This window comes from Bacillus sp. C-3-6, assembly GCF_054509685.1.
Window position 1 is genome coordinate 3,297,581 of sequence record NZ_CM137247.1, and the last position, 22,216, is coordinate 3,319,796.

General features: G+C 32.0%; 12 protein-coding genes and 1 pseudogene. 3 read left to right on the forward strand and 10 right to left on the reverse strand.

The window, feature by feature from the left end:
- Together ACW0JX_RS16940 and ACW0JX_RS16945 are read left to right on the forward strand one after the other, a co-directional pair.
- Positions 1–1,104: a GerAB/ArcD/ProY family transporter gene (locus ACW0JX_RS16940; RefSeq protein ID WP_075678058.1), complete on the forward strand. Its 1,104-nt coding sequence runs from the start codon at positions 1–3 to the stop codon at positions 1,102–1,104.
- Positions 1,101–2,228: a Ger(x)C family spore germination protein gene (locus ACW0JX_RS16945; RefSeq protein WP_459244957.1), complete on the forward strand. Its 1,128-nt coding sequence runs from the start codon at positions 1,101–1,103 to the stop codon at positions 2,226–2,228. Before ACW0JX_RS16940 ends, ACW0JX_RS16945 begins: the two co-directional genes overlap by 4 nt.
- 898 nt (positions 2,229–3,126) lie before the next feature.
- Here the strand turns inward: ACW0JX_RS16945 and ACW0JX_RS16950 are convergent.
- From ACW0JX_RS16950 to ACW0JX_RS16975, 6 genes are all read right to left on the reverse strand, one after another.
- Positions 3,127–3,675: a fascin domain-containing protein gene (locus tag ACW0JX_RS16950; RefSeq protein WP_095690417.1), complete on the reverse strand. Its 549-nt coding sequence runs from the start codon at positions 3,673–3,675 to the stop codon at positions 3,127–3,129.
- 322 nt (positions 3,676–3,997) lie between these two features.
- Complete coding sequence (locus ACW0JX_RS16955) at positions 3,998–6,364, reverse strand: putative mucin/carbohydrate-binding domain-containing protein (RefSeq protein WP_095690416.1); 2,367 nt, start codon at positions 6,362–6,364, stop codon at positions 3,998–4,000.
- A gap of 141 nt (positions 6,365–6,505) precedes the next feature.
- Positions 6,506–8,746, reverse strand: coding sequence for a M60 family metallopeptidase (locus tag ACW0JX_RS16960; protein WP_095690415.1), 2,241 nt, complete (start codon positions 8,744–8,746; stop codon positions 6,506–6,508).
- A 460-nt stretch (positions 8,747–9,206) separates the two neighbouring features.
- Positions 9,207–10,475, reverse strand: a complete 1,269-nt coding sequence (locus tag ACW0JX_RS16965) for a glycoside hydrolase family 5 protein (protein ID WP_089172143.1) — start codon at positions 10,473–10,475, stop codon at positions 9,207–9,209.
- Positions 10,476–10,999: 524 nt separating this feature from the next.
- Complete coding sequence (locus tag ACW0JX_RS16970) at positions 11,000–11,218, reverse strand: aspartate phosphatase (protein WP_141241002.1); 219 nt, start codon at positions 11,216–11,218, stop codon at positions 11,000–11,002.
- 153 nt (positions 11,219–11,371) lie between these two features.
- Positions 11,372–14,101 (reverse strand): sensor domain-containing protein, encoded by a 2,730-nt coding sequence (locus ACW0JX_RS16975; RefSeq protein WP_139310390.1) that lies wholly within the window; start codon positions 14,099–14,101, stop codon positions 11,372–11,374.
- A 947-nt stretch (positions 14,102–15,048) separates the two neighbouring features.
- Between ACW0JX_RS16975 and ACW0JX_RS16980 the strand changes: the two are divergent.
- Positions 15,049–16,525: pseudogene (locus ACW0JX_RS16980) on the forward strand (Lsa family ABC-F type ribosomal protection protein).
- A 152-nt stretch (positions 16,526–16,677) separates the two neighbouring features.
- On the opposite strand, the gene hlyIIR reads toward ACW0JX_RS16980, so the two are convergent.
- From hlyIIR to ACW0JX_RS17000, 4 genes are all read right to left on the reverse strand, one after another.
- Complete coding sequence (gene hlyIIR, locus ACW0JX_RS16985; RefSeq protein WP_000520481.1) at positions 16,678–17,283, reverse strand: hemolysin II regulator HlyIIR; 606 nt, start codon at positions 17,281–17,283, stop codon at positions 16,678–16,680.
- A gap of 470 nt (positions 17,284–17,753) precedes the next feature.
- Positions 17,754–18,992, reverse strand: coding sequence for a hemolysin II HlyII (gene hlyII / locus ACW0JX_RS16990; RefSeq protein WP_043937930.1), 1,239 nt, complete (start codon positions 18,990–18,992; stop codon positions 17,754–17,756).
- Positions 18,993–19,296: 304 nt separating this feature from the next.
- Positions 19,297–20,529 (reverse strand): N-acetylmuramoyl-L-alanine amidase, encoded by a 1,233-nt coding sequence (locus tag ACW0JX_RS16995; protein ID WP_095690413.1) that lies wholly within the window; start codon positions 20,527–20,529, stop codon positions 19,297–19,299.
- 734 nt (positions 20,530–21,263) lie between these two features.
- On the reverse strand, positions 21,264–22,007 hold the full coding sequence (locus ACW0JX_RS17000; RefSeq protein WP_089171552.1) for a M15 family metallopeptidase: 744 nt from the start codon (positions 22,005–22,007) through the stop codon (positions 21,264–21,266).
- Between the last annotated feature and the right edge of the window lie 209 nt (positions 22,008–22,216).

Here is a 22,216-nt window from a genome sequence, read left to right on the forward strand (position 1 = left end):
ATGGGGTATCTTAAGTTCCCAAAAGTAACTTTATTCGAATTTATTATTTTCATTCATTCGCTGCAACTTGCATCTGGTATGTTAATTATGCCAAGCCCACTTGCTACTACTGCTGGTACAGATGGCTGGATTTCGATCATTCTCGGATGGATAGTTACTTCTATAATCGGTGTATTTATTATATTAATGTTACAAAAAAATCCTAACAAAAATTTCTCACAAATCTTAAAAACATACTTTGGTAAATGGATAGGGACAATTCTTTTTCTTGCATATGCCTTTTATCTATTTTTTGCTGGATTTAATACTTTATTAAAGGCAACTGATATTGTAAAAGTGTGGATATTCCCTTCCACTCCTGCTTATCAAATCACCATATTATTACTATTACCTTTCATTATTTTAGCCCTGAGTGGGTTAAGGGCTCTTACTAGTTATTCTATGCTTGTTTTCTTCTTCACTACTTGGATGCCACTATTTCTTCTTTTTTCACTAAAGACTAACTACAATCCTTTACACCTACTACCTATATTTAAAGAAGGATTATACCCTATTGTAAAAGCAACAAAAGAAACCATTACTCCTTATGCTGGGCTAGAAATTGCATATTATATATACCCATTCTTACAAAAAAAACAAAAAGCCATAAAAGGACTACTAATAGCGAATACTGGAACCATGTTTTTCTATCTATATGTTACTATTCTTTCTTATATATACTTTAGTCCAGAGGGGATAAAAGACGTAATCTGGCCAGTATTTCATCTGTTAAAAGGGGTTCGTTTTTCTTTCATGGAACGATTAGAAATTATATATATCGCTTACTATTTAATTGTATTTTCCACTACGATATATCCGTATTTATTTTTCAGTTTTGAATCTGTGACCATTTCACTTCAAAAAAACGCCCGCAATTGGGTGCTGCTTGCTTTTATGTTATTTATAGTTGGCCTATTTATTTTCCTAAATCCTGATGTGGATCAATATTTGTTTATATATTCTCTTATGGATATCTTAAATGTCGTTTTCTTTATTCTATTACCAATCTTATTTTTCACTTACAGTATTCTTTTTACTTGGATTACTAGGAGGAAACAACTTTGATTCGAAAATGGATATGGATTGTAATTTGTTGTGTATATATAATTGGTTGTAGTCAGAGAATTCCTCTTGAGAAGGTTTCATTAATCCTGTTAATTGGCTTGGATAGAACCCCTAATGGAGATATAAAAGTTGGAACAAGCATACCACTCTTTCATCATAAACAGCAAAAAAGTACTATAGAACATTGGACACAAGCATCAACTGTATATACTGGATTCAGTAAGATAGATACGAAGTTAACGGGCTTTATGACAGCTTCCAAAGCTGAAATCATTTTAATTGGGAAAAAATTAGCGCAAGAAGCAAATTGGTTGCAGGAGCTTGATTCTTCTTACCGTGATCCTTACGCTACCATTAATGCTAAAGTAGTACTTGTAGATGGACCTGCAGAAGAAATTTTTAAAATTCATAAGCCTAGTAAACCATCACTTTCATCTTATATAAATGGTGTAATTGAATCGTCAATTCAAAATAACCAATCCGTCTCTTCTACAATTCAACAATTAATGAGAGAACAAAATGAAGAAGGAATGACGCAAGCTGTTCCAATTATCAAAAAAACAAAGAATGAAATCGACACAGTAGGAATTGCATTTTTAAATCGAAAAGGGAAATATTTAACTCATATCCCTAAAAAAGATGTTAAATTTTTCAATCTTATAAATAAGCAAAAAAATAGCGGGCGAATGATACTACACCTTGCGCTTCCTCCTAAAAAGTCGAACAAAAAAACAAACACTTCTATCTTCGTACAGAACGCGACAAGGAAGGTAGTTGTTAATTTTCAAAACGGAAAGTTTGTATTTAATCTCGATATATATGCTAATGTAGCTTTAATAGAAAAAACCAATGCGAATTTAATTAAGGGACACTATGATAATAAAAAAAATATAAATAATTTAAAAAGGGCTATTCAAAAAGAAATTAATAATAATTTACAAAATATGTTGTATGAAATACAGCAGAATAAAATTGATCCAATCGGATTATCCCTATATGCTAGAGCATTTCAATATAAAGAGTGGAAAAAAGTAAAAGGTGATTGGTTGCAAGCGTTAGCAGAGGCTAAAATAAATGTAAAGACGCACGTCAAAATAAAAGATACTGGGACCATTAGAAATTAGACTGGGATTTAATAGCATTACTCAGTAGTATTTTTTCTCTTAAATAATTATTATGTAAAAAATGCTAACGTAAAAAATCTTTCCGTTCTTTTAAAAGAGAAATAATTCAACTACGGTAATCAAACACCAGTTTCTAATTTAGTGAGCTGAAGAAATTATAACTCTGTTGTAGTAGATATGCCCGATTCCATTCCGATTGTAATCCATGACATAGCGTCAAAGCCTAAATTCCTAAATTAAGGAATTTAGGAATTTAGGCTTTTTGAGTTCGCAAGAATATCTTGGTTTTAGTTCTATGTACCTTACTACAATAATTACAGGGTCTTTGTTTATTTTATTTGCTTTTAGATAATACACACCCAATTTCAGTTAAAATTGTTTAAATGTTAATTAATTTTTAAAATGATATATCTATAAGCTCTTTTAGCAAATATAATATATGTATAATATAATATTATACATATATAACCAACTTGGGGACTATTATTAGTTTTCTAAATACAGACTTAATTAACACTATACAAATAGTGTTAATTATCTTAATTGAATATTAGTAATAGTAAGTATAAACATTATCAATTTACTATATATTACATTTATGTAAAAATAGATGTATGTTAAGCTTATTCAAAATCTTTCCCCTAATAAAGATTTGAAGTAGCATTTCATGATTCTCCTTACTGTTAATATGCCTTGAAAAAGAACCCTATAGGGTTCTTTTTCTTTTCATTATAACCTCAGTAAGTCCTTATTTAACATGTAAAAAGGACTGCTAATTACTTGCAGCCCTTTTACACGTTAATATACACTTGTATTAAATACTTAATACTTTATTGTATTAAGGCGTTTATAAAAACTAAACATGCCATTATCATTTAAATATATAACACTTCAAAGTTTAGAAGTATACAATAACAAATCTTTCCCAGCTTCCAGCTACATAACTAGTAGCTGTTAATTCTCTACCACCATTTGCTGATATATATCTACCATTACTTAATGCTTGTAATACATATATCCTATTGTCTCCACCATTATATAAGATAAACTTTTCCCATGCCCCAATTGATGTACGATCTGCTACTACTCTACCATTTGGCTCAAACGAAACATACTTCCCATTACTTTTAGCTTTTAAAGCGTACGTATATAATTCCCCAGTCGGAATTAATTCGAATTTCTCCCATTCATTAACTGCATTACGATTTGCTATTACATTTCCAAAAGGCTCAGCGGAAACATATTGTAAATTTGCTGCCTGGATAGCAACTGTCCAACTTCCATTAAATAAATTCACGCCTTTTAGTGAACCTGCTTTTGATAGGTTGGCTGCCGATACATCATTCGATGGGGTAATCATCAATATCATTAAAACCATCGACAACACCATTAAAACTAACTTTTTTGAGATTGCACTACCACTTGCACGTGTTATGAACCTTTTCATTCCCATTCCTCCCTTAATATACAGAACTCATATACATCATACTAAATATGTAAAATATTGTAATATAAAAGTTGATTTATCAACAAATACCTTACTATTCTGTTTCTTTTTTCTCAAATCTATAGCACTTAAACATGTATCAATTCTCAAGCACATTTTTTAAATTATTTTCTCCTGATAAAAGAATGTAGCAGTTGATAGCAACGAGAGTATATACAAAAGAGAGAATATTTTCATTTCACTTCTCTTTAAATAAAAGCCAAATAGCCGTTCATAATGAACGACTATTTGCATCTAACTAATAATTAGAATGTTTTTCATGTTACTCTATTTTGTTTAATCCCGTTGAAGTTACTTGATAGGTTCTTTTTTTGCCCATATATTCTTGTTTATTATTCTCAAGATTAATAAGTATAGCGCGTGTTTTTTCTTTTACTGCTTCCCCTTCTATATGGGTAAACTCAATGTAATCCCCCACTTTTACGGGTACGGTTTGGCTTTCAGCAGTTTGCTGTCTATTTCCCACTATTCCCTTATTGTACAAAATACTACCGGTTGAATTCTTTACTGTAATACTTGCATACGTATTATTAAAGTAAGAATGTGGTACGCCCGCTTCTAAATTCACCTGCATTTTCTCTGTTGTCTTATTATAATCTACTTTTGCGATTTCTCTATCACTATATCCTTTTAAAGACCACCCAAAATGATTTCCATCTAAAACCGTTGTTTCTGGCATTTTTTCTACTTTCTTCAAGCCTTCTTTTGTAACTTGATATCTTGCTGTTTTTCCAATGGTTTCATTTTTGTTATTTTCAAGGTTAATTAAAGTTGCTCGCGTTTTTTCCTTTGTTGCTTCTCCTTCTATATGGGTAAATTCAATGTAATCCCCTACCTTGACTGGCACAGTTTGGCTTTCGGCATTTCGTTGTTTATTTCCCACGATTTCCTTATTGTACAGAACGTTACCAGAAGAATTCTGGACCTTAATACTCGCATACGTACTAGCAAAATAGGAATGTGGTACACCTGCTTCTAGTTTTACCTTCATCTCTTCTACCGTTTTATCATAATCTACTTTTGCAATTTCTCTATCACTATATCCTTTTAATGACCAGGCAAACTTGTTTCCTTCTAAAATTGTTGCTTCTGGCATTTTTTCTACTTTCTTCAGACCCTCCTTTGTAACTTCGTATATGGCTTTTTTTCCAAAGCTCTCTTGTTTACTATTATCTACATTTGTAAGAGTAGCTCTATGTACACCTTCTAGATGTGTTAACTCTATATAATCGCCTACTTTGACTGGAACTTTTTGCGATTCAGCATTTTGCTGCTTGTTTCCATAAATCTCTTTGTTATAGACCACTTTACCTGATGTGTTTTGCACTTTAATACTTGCATATGTACTATCAAAGTAGTCATGTGGTACACCTGCTTTTAGATCAATTTGCATTTCTTCTGTTGATTTATTTAAATTTACTTTCGCAAATTCAAAATCTCCAATCCCTTTCAGCGACCATGCAAATTCATTACCTTCAAAAATGTTTGGAGACTCATTTTTGATTTGTACCTTTTTCTCAACAGTTTGATCAAATATATCCGTTAATACAATCTTTGCATAAGCATTTGTTGGTAATGATATAGATTGACTGATTACATTTTGATAGGATTTAATATCATTAATTACGTTAATAGGTTGGCCCGTCATATTTTCATTGTTATAAATTTCAATTTTCCCCTTAAATTGCGGTGTACTATTTTCTTTTAGTTTCCAAGATACATTTAATTTTTCATTTTCATAATATATAGATTGGATATCAAAATCTAGTTTTCCTATTTCAGGTTGAGTAGGTTGATTTAGCGTGAATATTTTTCCTGCCCCAATAGTAGACTGCGTATTACCTCCTGCTTTGACCCATACATATTCTGAAGTAGATCCTCCATCATATTGATACGTATTATCATGCGTTCCAGAAATACTTTGATTATTCCAAGAACTCCATTGTTTATCAACTAATTTTCGGCTATAACCATTTTTTAGGCGCGCTTCTCGAACATTCTGTCCACTATCAGCCCAGTCTTCTTGAAACATTCCTAATCCATGATTAAATGCAACATTAGCAACCGGAAAGTCCATAATTGCAATTTGATGCCATTTATTCTTTGTTACATCTTTCATCCATTGTCCAAATTTAGTATGACCATTTTCTTGCCATGAACGCATTGTCATTGTGTACCAATTGTAGTCTTTCCAACCATAAGTTGTTTGAACCTTCATTCCTGTTCCTTCTCCTCCAAAGGGGCCAGCTTGCGAATTCGGAGATAAGTATTCGGCCTTTATTGCTTCTTTAGAGGAAATTGGATCCCATAAGGCAAAATGTAAAGTACGTTTTCCATTTTCATCAAACCCACTTTGTTGTTGAAAACCAGCATATCCTCCAGCTTCACCACCTGCATTCCAGTTGTGTACAGCCCAGTACGTATAAGGTGGAGTCTGAACTGGTGACCAGTCTATACTAATAATATCTGAGGCAGGTATATTTTGGGGACTCACATAAACTGCTGGAGCAGCTGAATGTGTTGCAGCTTTAGTGTGCCAAATAGACGTTCCAAACATAGAAAACATGCTACATGTTGCGGTCATTATAATAACTTTATTAAATCTTTTCTTCGTTTTCTGACTAATCACTAATCTACATCCTTTTCTAATTTTTATTATTGAATAATAACTTAGTAGAGAAATCTATCAAAATTCAAACAACATCCAGTAAATCTTTAAAATACTGCCCCAATTTTATGTTGTTCTATCTTCACATCTGATTCTTACATGTTATTTGATTGTAAGTGGTTTCCATAAAGATAACGCAAATATCCAATTCGGGTCACCATTTCCTTGATGATTTTGAACCGCTTCATACACTATCCCTTGATGTTCTACTTTATCGCCCTTTGTATATGCCTTCTTTGGATCCCATTTTTCATAAGATACATTTTGATCTTTGGTTTTTACCGGAAGAATTTCACTTTGAATTGATGTATTTCCAGCTGCATCTACAGCCTTCACTGCATATTTATATTCCTTATTAGCTGTTAAGTTTTGATCAATAAATGTCGTTCCTTGTACGGTTTGAATCAATTGTCCATCACGTAATACCTGATATTCTTTTACACCTATATTATCTGTAGAAGGATTCCATTTTAGCTCTACACTGTTAGAAGTAAGATTGTTTGCATATAATCCTTGTGGCTGTGTGGGAGCTTCTGTATCTGGTTTCGGATTAACAATTTGATTTACTTTTTTCAGGCCATCCTTTGTAACTTCATACATTACTTTTTTATCAAGACTTTCACGTTTATTATTATCTAAATTTATTAATGTTGCCCTCTCTCCGCCTTCTAAATGTGTAAGCTCAATAAAATCGCCGGTCTTTACTGAAACTTTTTGTGTTCCAGCATTTTGCTGTTTATTCCCATAAAACTCCTTGTTATATACTACTTTACCTGATGTGTTTTGCACTTTAATACTTGCATATGTACTATTAAAGTAGTTATGTGGTACACCTGCTTTTAGATCAATTTGCATTTCTTCTGTTGATTTATTTAAATTTACTTTTGCGAATTCAAAATCTCCAATCCCTTTCAGCGACCATGCAAACTGGTTTCCTTCTAATATATTATTTACATTAGGCATATCTGGTTTAATTGGATTAGCATCCGTACCCTTCCAAATCTCTGCTGTTAAAATTGGATATCCTAATGCAGCTACTTTTTGAATGGTATCGTTATTTGGACGTAATCCCCACTTCTCAAAGAAAGGAATCAAATTTTGTTTGGCTACTTTTGATGCTGAAATCATAAATAATTGTTTTTTATTTTCATCAGTTTGTGGAAGTTCACTTGAAGGCATGTCTCTATACAATTGATGCAATTTAGGATAGAAATCCTCTCCATACGCTAACTGTAGTTGCCAAAGCATAACAAGCTTTACAAAAACATCGCTAATTTCATCATAATTTTTATTCACTTGCTCTAGATATTGAAATGCTTTTGGATAAATTCCACTTTTCTCTAAGTTGGATGGTTGATTAAATGCTTTTTCTACAGAAAGGCTGTATATATTATTTTGTACTTCTGTCATATTATAAAACTTCCAGGGCGATTGTTGTCTCAAATGTCCTGCCTCATGCCAAGGGCCCCAGCCATCTGTTATAAATTTATTAATATCTAACACGTATTGGATTGCATCTCCTACATATGCTGTTCGATAAGAAGTTGCATACATATAATAATCAGGAGAATGATTTTCTTCTACGTAATGAACATAATGTTTATCTACTTGTTCTTCAGATAATCCAGCTACTTTGTCTTGAATTCGAGTAGCTTCATCCATCTTTTTTAAGAGTTGTACAGGATCTGTATTAGAACCCAACAAATATTTCTTAACACGTGCAGGGCTGGCCGTAATTAATACACGTTCTCCTTTTAACTCCACTGCATGTGCATTAGGATACTGGTCCAGCATGTTTATTAAATCTTGTTTCGTATGCTTTCCTAGTTCAAAGAAAGGCGTAGTCGTTCCACCTGTTGTAATTGTTGTTCGAATGCTATCTCCTTGTTGTTTATTATAAAAATAAATCATCCCCCCATTTGGAGATTGGATTGTGTTTATACCAGGTTTTAATGTAAATGATTTTATCTTAGAATCTTCTCTCCAAGAAGCATCATACGAATACGTTCCAATATATACCTGAATATCTTGATTACCTTCTACATTAATCGTTATTTGTTCATTTGGCTTTGCATATAAACCAGTTGGTTCATACGGACTAAATGCCATACTTTTTCTTTCCTGTTGTTTTAATACCTCAACATCCCCTTTTCCTGGGACTGTAAATGTTCTATTTTCTGATTTAACTGACTTTTCACTTTGCAGTGATGTCGATAATTTTTTTTGCTGCTCCTTTTTCTCTGCAAAGACATCTGATGAAGACATCATTCCAGTCGCAAGCATAGTTACTGTAGCAGTAGCTGCAAGTATTTTTCTAGTTTTGTGTTTTGAATTATTCCCCATATTATCTCCTCATTTTTCCTTAATACTTTTAAGAATTTTTTTATTTTCTTCTTCATGTTTTTACACTCTAAACTATTCATACTATTTAAGTTGTGTCTATTACTCTATATTTTTTCATAAATATCTCCTTTTCTTTATTTATTATTGTATATAAATGTTATTTGATGACACATTAAATAACAACTTTACGATAAACTCATCGATAACAGCTTATTATGTTTTGATTCTGTATTCTAAACTTCCATCCGATTGGAGAAATATACCCAATTGGAGAAATAAGTAAATAATTTTCAGCATATAAGGATTGAAATCTCACGAAAAATTCATAAAACTTTTTTACTTTAAAGGTTAATACAATTGCAACCACATTTGTTTAAGTCTCCACCTTTTTTGAAAAAAAAGCATCTAATTCCATTTGAATTAGATGCTTACTTTTAGTCCTTAGGACAAATATTCTAAACTATTTATGTGCTTGTAAATCGTTTTTTATTACTTCCCAGAGTGAATTATCTTGAGGCATCGGTTTACCCTCTTCATCCCATTTTATTTTTCCGGTTCCCAATTCATAATTCATCCCTGTCCATGTGTCTTCACGGAATGCATAGAATGATTTATGCCAACCTTTTTGGTTGAAGATAGAAATAAGATCTTGCATGTATTGGGTAGCTCCTGGAACAGTACGGTTAATTCCAAACTCCTCTGCAATAATTCGATTAGATGATACATGATTTTTCTTAGACCATTGTTGGATTGGCTTCAAAAATTTCTCTAATCCCTGCTTATTCCACATTACAGGTTTCTCTAAATCTCCTACTTTTACTAATCCTGGATATTGATACTCCTTGTTTTGTTTTTCACCTTGACTCGTTAATTCATATGGTTCATACATATGAAATGCATATAGTGTTTTTTTATCATTTACTGGTTTTAAATATTTAAAGGCCCATGGAGTAGCATATAAACCTGAATCTAAAATAATCGGCGTTTCCTGGTCTACTTCACGAATGGAATTGATCACTTTTTGATACAATCTGTTTAAATCGGCTGTCGTTCCCTTCACTTTTGAATACCATTTCTCATAATCTTCCGTCCAAAAATCATTATATCTATTATTTTTAGCTGTTTCTGGATGTGGTTCATTTATAATATTATAACCAACCACCGCAGGGTGATCTTTTAATTCCAGAGCAAGATCCTTCCAAAATTGACTTGCTTGTTCTTGATACTTCTCTTCTTCCCATATTCTGTCGTCATTCTTGTTATTATTAAATTGGCGCCATCGATCACCAGGTAAGGATAACATTGTAAGAACAACTTTCATTCCTTGTGATTGTGCGGCATCTAAATCCGCCTTTAATTTTTCTAAATCCTCCTTTACTAATCCCTGATAGTTATCTGCATTACCTATCAGAAAATCCTTTCCATAAGTATCTGGTTTATCCTCAAATAGAAAACCTTTATCTTTTGCCCATTTATCAGGTGCTAAACGTACATATTCAATATTAGCTTCTTTTGCACTTTTATAGTTTTCAGGTAATGACGTACTATTCATGAAATTAGTACCCTTTCTTTTCGAATCCCAAAAACTAATTTTTGAATCGCCCTTGTGGTATGTATCAGCTCTTACATTCATTTCCTGTACTCCAAAACTCATCATGCCTAATAACGCAACAATTGGCAAAAATTTTTTCACAACTTTTCCTTCTTTCTCTTTATATTTAACACACATAACATACCTTTGTTTTGTTACAGGAATATGGCAATTCCCCAAAAATTCCTTTTTAGTTTATAAGATCGCAGCGCATTCATAAAAATGAAAGAGATAATTAGAACATTGCTTCATTTTCAAAGAAACAAAAAAGGAATCCTTTACGGATTCCTTTTTGCAATTCACTCTTTTTCAAATGGTACATTTTGCACCTATTTTTAGTATACCTTATAATTCCTATAAAATAAATAAGATTAAATGAAATTCACTTCAAATTGTGATAGAAAACATAATTCAGAAGCGCAGATAACTAAATATTATCCCTTTTATTAAATAAAAAAGATTAAATAATTCTCCCTCCAAACTAGGACCCCTTTACACTTTTTACAAATATTGTTATAATTAGATAAACCAGAGCATTACCCCATTAACAAAGGGACTCCATAATTGGAGTCCCTTTGTTAATTAGCTATTAAAAATGATAGCATGTGATTATTGTATAATTTCTTCCTTTTTTAGATCTGCATATTCTTCTACGAAATCCCCTAAACCTTGCTTTTCGAAGTAAGAAATACTTTTTTCACTTCTTCTAAGAGTTTAATTGCTTCATCTTCATTAAGAGAACGTAAAATATTGAAATGATATACATACTCTTCATTTCCTAATTCCATACAAACTGCTAATCCTTTTTCAAATTGCTTTAAGAATATACAAGCTGTCCCTAATGCGTTTTCACAAGAAGCAATTTTCACCTCATATCCCATTAGCCCAAAATACCAGGAATATAGATACTTATTTTACTTTCAAAGGCTGAAACCTTGCTGCATAACTACTGAAAATAAACATAAGAAAGACGTTCAAATCCATATGGATAGAACGTCTTTTCACTTTACTTTATACAGATACTGATTTTTCACTTATTCATTTTGCATTGTACTTAAAAAATCGATAAATTCATCTTCATTTACAGGTTTACTGTAGTAATAGCCTTGAATTAGATAACATGCATTACGTTGCAACACTGTTAATTGTTCTTTCGTTTCTACCCCTTCTGCTATCACTTTCATGTTTAAAGTATGAGCAAGTGAAATAATGGTTTGTATAATTTCATCTCCATCAGTAAAAGTTCCGATCCTATTAACAAATTCTTTTGGAATTTTCAAAGTATCAATTGGATAAAGAGGCAAATACGCTAGTGAAGAATAACCTGTACCAAAATCGTCAATTGATAAATGTACACCATATGATTTTAATACTTTTAACTTCGATAAGGTTTCTTTTTCATCTACCATTGCTATTCGCTCTGTTAATTCCAAATCAATTGAATTAGCAGGTACTCCTATCTCTTCTATGGTAGATATCATTGTTTGAACAAAATCTTTCTGTTCAAACTCTATAGCTGATAAATTTATCCCCATCTTTAGATTTGAATAGCCCGCAGAATACCATTCTTTCAGTTGTCGACACGCTTTCTGTAACGTCCACTTCCCAATTGAAATAATCTGCGCCGTTTCTTCTGCGATAGGTATAAACTCAAAAGGAGAAATCAGCCCAAGCTCTGGATGTTGCCAGCGTATTAAAGCCTCTGCACCAATAACCTTACCTGCCTTACTATCAATTTGTGGTTGATACAATAAAAACAACTCATTATTTTCAATTGCATTTGGTAAATCCTGTTCTAATCGTAATCGACGAGTTACTTTTTGTGATAATGTCTCGTCATACATACAAACAGCATTGTTACCTTTTTCCTTTGCGCTATACATAGCGATATCAGCGTGTTGTAAAAGTGTAGTAGTATTTATTCCTCCAAATGGATACACTGCTATTCCTATACTAAGAGATAAGTAAAAACTATGCTGATTTACTACAAATGGTTCTTCAGTTATACGAAATAGAGTTTTACACAAATCCAATAGCTGTTGCTCCGTTTGGTTATGGACAATGATTGCAAACTCATCTCCACCTATTCTTGCTAGAGGAATAGTCGGTGACAGACATGTCCTAAAACGTTTGGCAACTTCTTTTAAAACTCTGTCACCAATCGAATGACCCAATGTATCATTAATGGTCTTAAAGCGATTTAAATCAATATACAGGAGCCCGAACTTATCCTGTGTTTTTTGTGCACGCTTAATGGATCTATCTAATTCTTGTTGGAAGAATATACGATTTCCAATCTCCGTCACCGTATCATGGAATGCAAGATAATTTATCTCATCCTGTTGTTGTTTCATCCTCGTTATGTCTTTTACCATTACATAACTCCCAAAGGTTTGTCCTTCTATCATAATAGGAACTATAGTGACATACCAAAAGAGGATATCCTTCTCATTGTTATTTTTCACACGTAACTGTAACGAAGATGAACTACATCGTTTCCCTTTCTTTATAGCCGATTCCAATTCAGATTTATCTTCATCTAAAAAAATAGAGAAGCACTCTTTCCCTATTAATGCAGCACTTTCTTTTCCTAATAACATACTTCCAGCCTGGTTTATATTTAATACGATACCATTTGAATCAATCGTTAAAATAGGATCTGGATGATACTCATATAAAGACTTAAATCTCTCTTGATTTTTTACCAAATCATTAGATTTGTTTATTAAATCCCGTGTTCTTTGAGTTACTGTTCGTTCTAATTGATTATTAAACACTTTTAAGGCCTCGGTTAAATCCTTGTTTTGCATTCGTACAATTGTATGACGAATCAGTACAAATACAAAAGCAATACAATTTCCCGTAATCAATGTAGCTGAAGAAGTTTGTTCTTTCAAAGTAAAGCCAATTAAGACTGCAACTGCAAGATAAGGAAATATGACAAGAAGTTTCTCTCCAAATGTTGGATTGACAATAAAATAATTTCTTTTAGAAGAAGTATTCTTTGGAATTGTAGCAGCAATAGCGATAAATAATAGGAAAACTCTATACAAACACCTTAATAATATAACTGAACGATCTGACAAATCATCTTGTAAGTAAAAATATAAGTAGTCCGTAATAGCCAATCCAGTTAATACTAGGATAAAAATAAACAATTTACTTTTTGCATTGAAAATAGCAGGTCGAAAGATTAGTGTAACTCCAAGTAATAGAAGCAATAAATCTATAATCGGAAAAATAAATGAAAGAAAAACATCTCCAATTGAAAAGAATAAGATATTTGCAGAAGGTTTATTAAATAGGTACCACTCTAATGTAAAAATAGCAGTAACAACAATGCATAAATCACAAAGTAAATACGCTTTCTCCCATTTGTTACATTCCATCATAATTTTATAAAAAAACGCAAAGAGAAAGAAAAATAAGAAAAACAACAAAAATACATCAGAGATACTAAAATTTTGTATTGGTAATTCTACATTAAGTACTTGAAAAGCAGATATGAAATTTCCTATCAGGAAACACCCTATCGCAATAATTATGCAAATCCAGAATACTCCTAACTTAATTTTTCTGGATAATATAGAATACAGTAATGAAATAAATACAGTAGTTTCAACAACTAAAGATGATAGCCGGATATTAAAATCTGATACGAAATAATGATTCGGAAGAACAAATAAAAATATACAGCAAAAGCTTATATAAGCTATTAAAGCCAATATCAATACATAAAATTGCACATATGCATGTTTACGCAATGGACTCACCTTCTTGAGTTTTTTCTATACTTTTATTAAGAAATGTCTTGATAGTGGCACAACTCCTACTAATTAAAATGTGTGCTACCTATTATCCATATTATGACCTTTTTAAAAGATTTTTTTCTACATACAACAGTCTTATTAACTTTTTGTAGATTTTTACAATTTCCAATACTGAGGATTCCAAAAAGGATCAGTTAAAAAATGTAGTTTTTCAAGTATTTGTGCATCGTAAATTTGGATTGTACAACTTATCTACTCTTTAAATATGAGATAAAATCTAATCCTCTATTGAATTATAGTTAGTTGCTAACTGTCACACTTAAAAAGGAATGAAAATATACTATCTTTAACATAGAAATTCGAATTAGTTTTCGAAACTAACTGTAACAATTATAGTTACAACTTAGATTGATGTCAATTTCATCTTTCCTCCTTACTCAAAGAATTATAAATAATCTAGGATTAGGTGAAGCTGAAGCTGATATTGCATCTCTCTAAAAAGAATGTTACTCTAAAAATAGAATTATGAAAGGAATGATGGATGAATAATGATTAACTAATTTATATTTTAAGTTGAATTTTATAACTTCAAACTACAAAATATAGGGTTAGTCTATCCATTTTTAAAATTCAGTTCATACTTTATTTGTCATGATTCAAATGATTAATAAGTACTTATTAAGTATAGACGAAAGACTAATCCTTCCGATTACAATTGGGGGATTTTTTTATTCCCGTTTATGTTAGTTGGAACTTATTAATTGTTAAATGTACCTAACAAATAAAGGAGCGAGAAAAATGAGTACTTCAGACACTATTGTTACACATGTAATGCTCTATATAAGTCGTTAATATCCATCAAACTTATATAGAGCAATTAAAAAATGGATGGATGTTCCGACTTTATACGAAACGTTTCGATATATAAAGGAGGAATTATTATGTCAATGATAAAAGTCCAAGATTTAACTTTTTCATACCCAGGTAGCTTTGATAATATTTTTGAAAGTGTAAACTTCCAAATAGATACGGATTGGAAGCTAGGATTTATCGGTAGAAACGGACGAGGTAAAACGACATTCTTTAATTTATTGTTAGGGAATTATGAGTATGGTGGGAAAATCCTTGCTTCGGTAGAATTCAATTACTTCCCCTACTCTGTTGCAGATAAGAACAAATTCACTCATGAAATCCTTGAAGAAATTTGTCCCCAAGCAGAAGATTGGGAATTTCTGCGTGAGATATCCTATTTAAATGTTGATGCTGAGGTCATATACAGACCATTTAAAACATTATCAAATGGGGAACAAACAAAGGTGTTGCTTGCTGCACTGTTTTTAAATGAGGGCCAATTCCTATTAATTGATGAACCAACAAATCATTTAGATACTGATGCACGAAAGATAGTCTCTGATTATCTAAGGAAGAAAAAAGGATTTATTTTAATTTCACATGACAGAATCTTTTTAGATGGGTGCGTTGACCATATCCTATCTATAAATAGAGCAAATATTGAAGTTCAGAGTGGTAACTATTCTTCTTGGAAGTTAAATTTTGATAGACAGCAAGAGCACGAAGAGGCTACAAATGAGCGTCTACAAAAAGACATAGGGAGATTAAAACAGTCTTCCAAGCGTTCAGCAAGTTGGTCTCATGATGTGGAAGCTTCAAAAAATGGAACGAGGAATTCAGGCTCTAAGTTGGATAAGGGGTTTGTAGGTCATAAAGCAGCCAAGATGATGAAAAGAGCAAAAAACCTTGAATCAAGACAACAAAAAGCTATTGAAGAAAAGTCAAAATTACTAAAAAATGTGGAGAAAACTGAGTCCTTAAAATTGGAACAATTACAATTTAAATCAAATGAATTGATTACTTTGGTTGATGTTTCCGTTAAGTACGATGATCAAATTGTGAATGATCCGATTAGCTTCATAGTTGAACAAGGTGACCGAATTGTACTTGATGGAACGAATGGGAGCGGAAAAAGTAGTATCCTAAAACTAATTTTAGGACATCCGATACAGCATACAGGCTTAGTTATTTTAGGTACAGGACTCATCATTTCCTATGTCCAACAAGATACTTCTCATTTAAGGGGATCGCTATCAGACTTTATTGAACAGCACAAGATTGATGAGACCTTATTTAAATCCATCCTACGTAAGATGGACTTTGACCGAATTCAATTTGAGAAAGATATATCTCATTATTCTGGTGGACAAAAGAAAAAACTGCTTATCGCTAAAAGCTTATGTGAAAAAGCTCATATATATATGGGATGAACCACTAAATTTTATAGATATCTATTCCCGTATGCAAATCGAAGAGCTTATTCAACAATTTAATCCCACAATGGTTATTGTTGAGCATGATAAAGCATTTCAACAAACAGTTGCAACAAAAACTATATCTATGTAGCTCAAAACGAATACTTGAAAATATAATCAGCAAATTGAGTCATTGAATTATAAATATTTTAATGACGTGTTGAAAAAAGCCTAATTTCTCTACAATACATTGAGAAATTAGGCTTTAAATAGTAATAATAGAATTCATATACACTGAATAATTTACACGTTAGGTTTATCTGTTAATGCAGTAACAATTCTGTCCACTAAGTCTTCTGGCATCCATTCATGATTTGTATCATTCGTTTCATTTGGCCCTAAAGAATCAATAAACTTTTTAAACTTTGGAAATAAAACAATAGAAGTGATCCAATGTATCGTATGATTTATGGAGAAGAAATGAAAAACTTCTTGCTTTTCACCCTCCTGTAATATTTCTTTTAACTGTTCAAAATTACCTATGAAATACGGTTTAATCTTTTCTAATCGTGCACTTTCCTTAATAATCTCCTCATATGCCAACGATCCAATTTCAGGGTTCTCTTTTATATGTATAGTAAAAACCGTTAAATATTCTCTAAGGGCATCGATAGGATCAAATTGATTCTTCTCAAGAAAATTGGGTAGCTCATTAGCAAGGCCATATTTCTTAAATACCTCATAATATAGGTTTTCTTTCCCATTAAAATAGTAAGAAGCCATAGCAACATTCACTTTCGCTTCTTTTGCAATTTCTTGTATGCTCGTACCTTCGTAGCCACGCTCTCCAAATTTTTTCTTAGCAGCCTTTAAGATATTTTCCATCGTCTGCTCTCGAGATTTCCCCATTTCACACACCTCAAATAGTATATATTTCACTTCAAAAACCCAATAAGGACTTTGAATAGAGTATCTTTTTAATGAAATTTAATTATATATTTAAAGTGATAACTTAACAACCGATGAGGTTCTGATTACTTTAAACAATATCCCCTTGCGTAGCATCAATAGCTTTCAACTACTTTACGCTCTTTTCTAATTGAGTAAAAGAATAGACAAAAAACATCTAATTTCATCTTAATTTCGTGCGCGAATAAAAACATAATAAGGACCAAAGTTTATTTATTTTATAGATAAACTTTGGTCCTTTCGTTACATTATACAGATTTAAAATAAAGTGAAACTTTAATCAGTGGGGGTTTTGTTCATCCACCACTGATTATTAGGTGAACCAATCGGGCTGCCCGTTAATGCGGGATAAACTAGTATACTCGTATCTTGATGAGATAATTATCCATCAATCGTCCATCATTTTCTGACTAAATCTGTTTAATCTCGATATAAGGTCCTTTAATGTTTAATTTGTTAATATCATTAGATATATTGCCTACAGTTGATTTTTCATTAAAAGTATAGACCTTTTCACCATTTACAAAGATACCCCAATTTTTATCTTCGTAACTGATACCATAACCAGCATTGCTAGACGTAGCTTTGAGTTGATTTCCATTCATTGAAAGAGATAATTTCCCTTTTCCTTTGTTAAGTTTATCATTCACGCTGTTGATACTATTCATTTGTTCTTCAAGGGCTTTTTGATTATCAAGAGTAACTTGATGATTTTTCCAGTCTAATTTATAGTGGTTCGTAAAGAATTCATTATATGTATCTTTATTATTTGTTCCCCACCATTTTGAACTTACCCATTCGATATTGTACTGATCTGAAATTCTACGATTTGTTATTTTTAAATCTGATGTAGTTTCTGTTTTATCAGCAGTAATAACCGCTACTACGTTTGGAGAAAAACCATATCCTGTTAAAGCTGGTACTGTATCTTTTGAAACAAAATTATTCGTTCCTTCATTATAACTACGTGATTTCATAAATAGTTGATTACCATAGAAAGTATTGAATGAATCACGATTATAAATTCCCCACTCTGGGAAATTAAATGATTGGAATCCTACTTTCCAATTTAATTTTTTATCTGTGTGAGTCTCTAATACCGTTTTATAATCTACTTGATCATAAGATACACTTTCTTTCCAAGCAAAGCTACCTGTGATACTTGCATCGGCATTTGGCCCTTTATCATTTACTCCTACTTTAACACTTCCACCAAGTGTATACCCTACCTCAGAAGTGACCTTTGCTGAAGTCATTGTATTAACTGGGGCAGCTTTATGGAATTGAGCACTATCACCACTTGTTATTTCTGCTTCAGTATGATAGGCTGATGGCCATTTTAAACCTGCGTTATAGTATCCGCTATTAATTGTATATTTAGCATCTATATTACTACCATCAGTGGTAACAATTGCAATCTTTTTATCTGCGTAAGGATCCTCAATAAAAGAAACTTTTATTGAATTTTTGATATTCTGCTTCATGTCATAAGTAGTTTTAAAACTATTATAGACCTTCCCACCATTTTGAAGATTTTCCACAGTTCCTTTAGAATCTGCAAATGCAGATGTTGCTTGTAAACCAAATGATCCAGACATAATAACGGACACTACCGCAACGCATTTAGCTATTTCTTTTGCTTTTTTCATACAGACAGCCACTCCTTCTTAAACATTTAAAAGATATAAATATATTATTTCTAGTTCACAAAAATAGAGATAGATTCATAGCCATACAATATAGAAATTCATTAACTTTTATGACACTAACTAAAAACACATGTTTCACTAATCTTCCTCTCACTATTATTGAGAACTATTATCAATATTATTAAAACATAAAATAACGATTTAAACAACAATTTTAAATACAAATTTAAAATTGTTGTTTAAAAAACTGCAAAAAAATTATAGAATTCTTCATTTCGAGAATTACTATATTTTCAATTACTTATTACAGCCTATATTCAGATACATTATTTCCTTTCCATTCATAATAATCTAAAATTCCTTCATAAATGGCTTCTGCTGCAATTTTTCTGCCATTTTCCGTAGATAATTTACTGTAATCAATACCATTATCTATAAACGCCAGTTCCGTCAACACAGCTGGCATGTCATTTTCTCTTATAACATGAAGGTCTCCATGTTTAACTCCTCTATCTCGTGTTTGAAGTGCCTCTACTAAACGTGTTTGAATTTTTTCCGCTAAAACACGACTTTCTTCCACATGAGGATTTGTTTTTTCGGATTTAGAAGATTTATAGTAATATGTTTCTGTCCCTTTTGCATTACCATTAAAAGCATTTGCATGTACGCTTATAAAGATATCACCCTGATTTTTCTTAGCAAATTTAACACGTTCCTGTAAAGAACTTTTTTGATCATGTCCTGGTCTATTATCAGATTGACGAGTTAATAAAACTGTAAATGGTGTATGCTTTTCAAGTAATTGTTGTAGACGTAAAGAAGTGTCTAGTACAATCTTACTTTCAGGTAATCCCTTTGTGGATTTCCCAGGATCTTCGCCACCATGTCCAGGATCAATAATGATTATTTTGCTTTCTAATGGGTTTTTTGGACGATGTTGCATCATATCTGTTTTTGCAGTAAGTTGAGCAGCTTCAGCACGTGTTATAAATCTATTTGGTTGCCAACCGTTCTCAGTACCATTAGAAATTTTCAAACCGATTAAAATATTGGCATATTTTTCTCCCCAATGGCCTTTTAAATCTTCAAATTTAACCTGCTCGTTATGATTTGGTGTGCTTTGTAGTTTATATGCATTTACTAGCATCGTAGCCATAGCAGCGCGAGTTACTTTTCCGGATGGATTGAAGATTCCATTACCCTCACCTTTAACAATACCAGCTTTTTCAGCAGCAGCAATATACGGAGTAGCCCAGTGGTTTTGTGAATCTGTAAATGATGGTTTTGCATTAGAGTCAATTTGTATACCTAAAACTTTTGTCATAATTTTTGTAGCTGAAGCTCTGTCTAATGAGTCATTTGAACCGAAAGTTCCGTCTGGATAGCCATTCAATACCTGTTTATCAACTAAATAATTAACGGATTTGTCCGCCCATGCAGGAACATCTGGGAACTTATGAGTATTTGCAAATGTATTAGATGAGTAGGATAATAAACTTCCAGCAAGAATTCCTGTAGCAATTAATTTGTATTTCAAAATGAACACCTCTATCAAGTTATTACAATTTGGTAAATATATCATTTATAATTAATCTTTAAATAATACGACCTTGAATAAAGAATAGATTAATCCGTTTATATTAACATATAACGGATAATGAATTTAAAATCGAACTATTACTCTAAAAATAATCCTCGGACATACACTTATAGATAGAGATTATTAAATATACTCACCAACATCGTGTAACCAGTACAGTTACTTATACATACGAGTGTCAATTAAAATAACCTTACATTTTTGTAAGATAACCACCTTAATAGTAAATCAAGTAATTATTAAATATTATAAATAGTTACTAGATATAATAAAATAACAATCTTAAATTTTGAACAAAGACTAATTATTTTAATAGGAAAATAACTTATAACAACCGCATTTTCAACAATGCTTTTGAATCCTACTTTACTCTATAATTCTCTGTTATATCCCAACGTGAATGCTCCTATAATATAGGCGATTGCTGCAATGAATACTAGTATTTCCTCAAAAAACATCTCTAGAAGCCACCTAAAGTAGCCTTTATTAATACACTCACACAATCCATCTTTTCACTCCCTTAAGACATCCTCAAATTTTACAAGGACTGAAAAAAGAAGAGGGATACCTTCCCTCTTCACCAAAAAAATTAAAAAACACCTTAATTTATATCCCCTGCCTTTTACAATCTCACGTCTATTGATAGCCAGTTTAATTCTTCAATTCTATTTTCATAGATTCATGTATTCTTCTAAAGTCTGCTTTTGTTTATATATATTTTCAGCAATATCTCCTACATAGCGAATATGCCAAGGTTCATATGCATAACCTGTAATACTTTCCTTTCCCTTAGGATAACGAATGATAAACCCTGCGCGATGCGCGTTTTCTTTCAGCCATTTTCCTTCCTTCGTATTAGCAAAGGATAACTCTAGTTCATTGTTCGCACTTTTAGAAGAAACGTCCATTGTTAGCCCTGTTTGATGTTCGCTATGTCCTGGTTTTGCCGAGAAGCGATCCGTATGCTCTTGTCCTTTTCTTTTCACATTGTTTGCATACAGTCGTTGTTGATAGTCATAGGAACGAAATCCCGAAACAGCATTTAACTGAATCCCCTCCTGCTTTGCTAAATCAAATAACTTTTCCAGTGCTTCTGCCGCCTCTTTACGGAGGTGGCTCTTTTCTACCGTTCCACTAAATGAGAATGGTACATTTGGTACAACTAAATCCTCTGGTTTATAGTCTTCGGGTAATCCATATTCCTTATTAACTACAGCCTGTATACTAGCAAAAGAACTTTCATTGTATTTTGATTGCCCTTTTCCTCTACTATCTTTCTCTTTATTTATGGAGTTTTCACGAGATTCATAGTTCGTCTTATCTGGTTCTTTACCAATAGATTGATTGGTGTAAATTATAAAGATACCTAACATCATAATTACACAAATGAAAATCCCTATTAATTTAAGTCTCATTATTCATTTCCTTCCTGCAACTCTTACTATTTCTCGTTCATAATATCTCAACCATATCAAATTCATACTAATTTGAAGTGAACTTTTGTTCTTACCATATTTCTTAATAGAAAGACTGTATATCCTTCTATTTGTTTGACATCATTAAGATGCTCGCAAATATAAATAAATTCTATTCCTACATATAGATAAAAAATCTAAAAATTTAT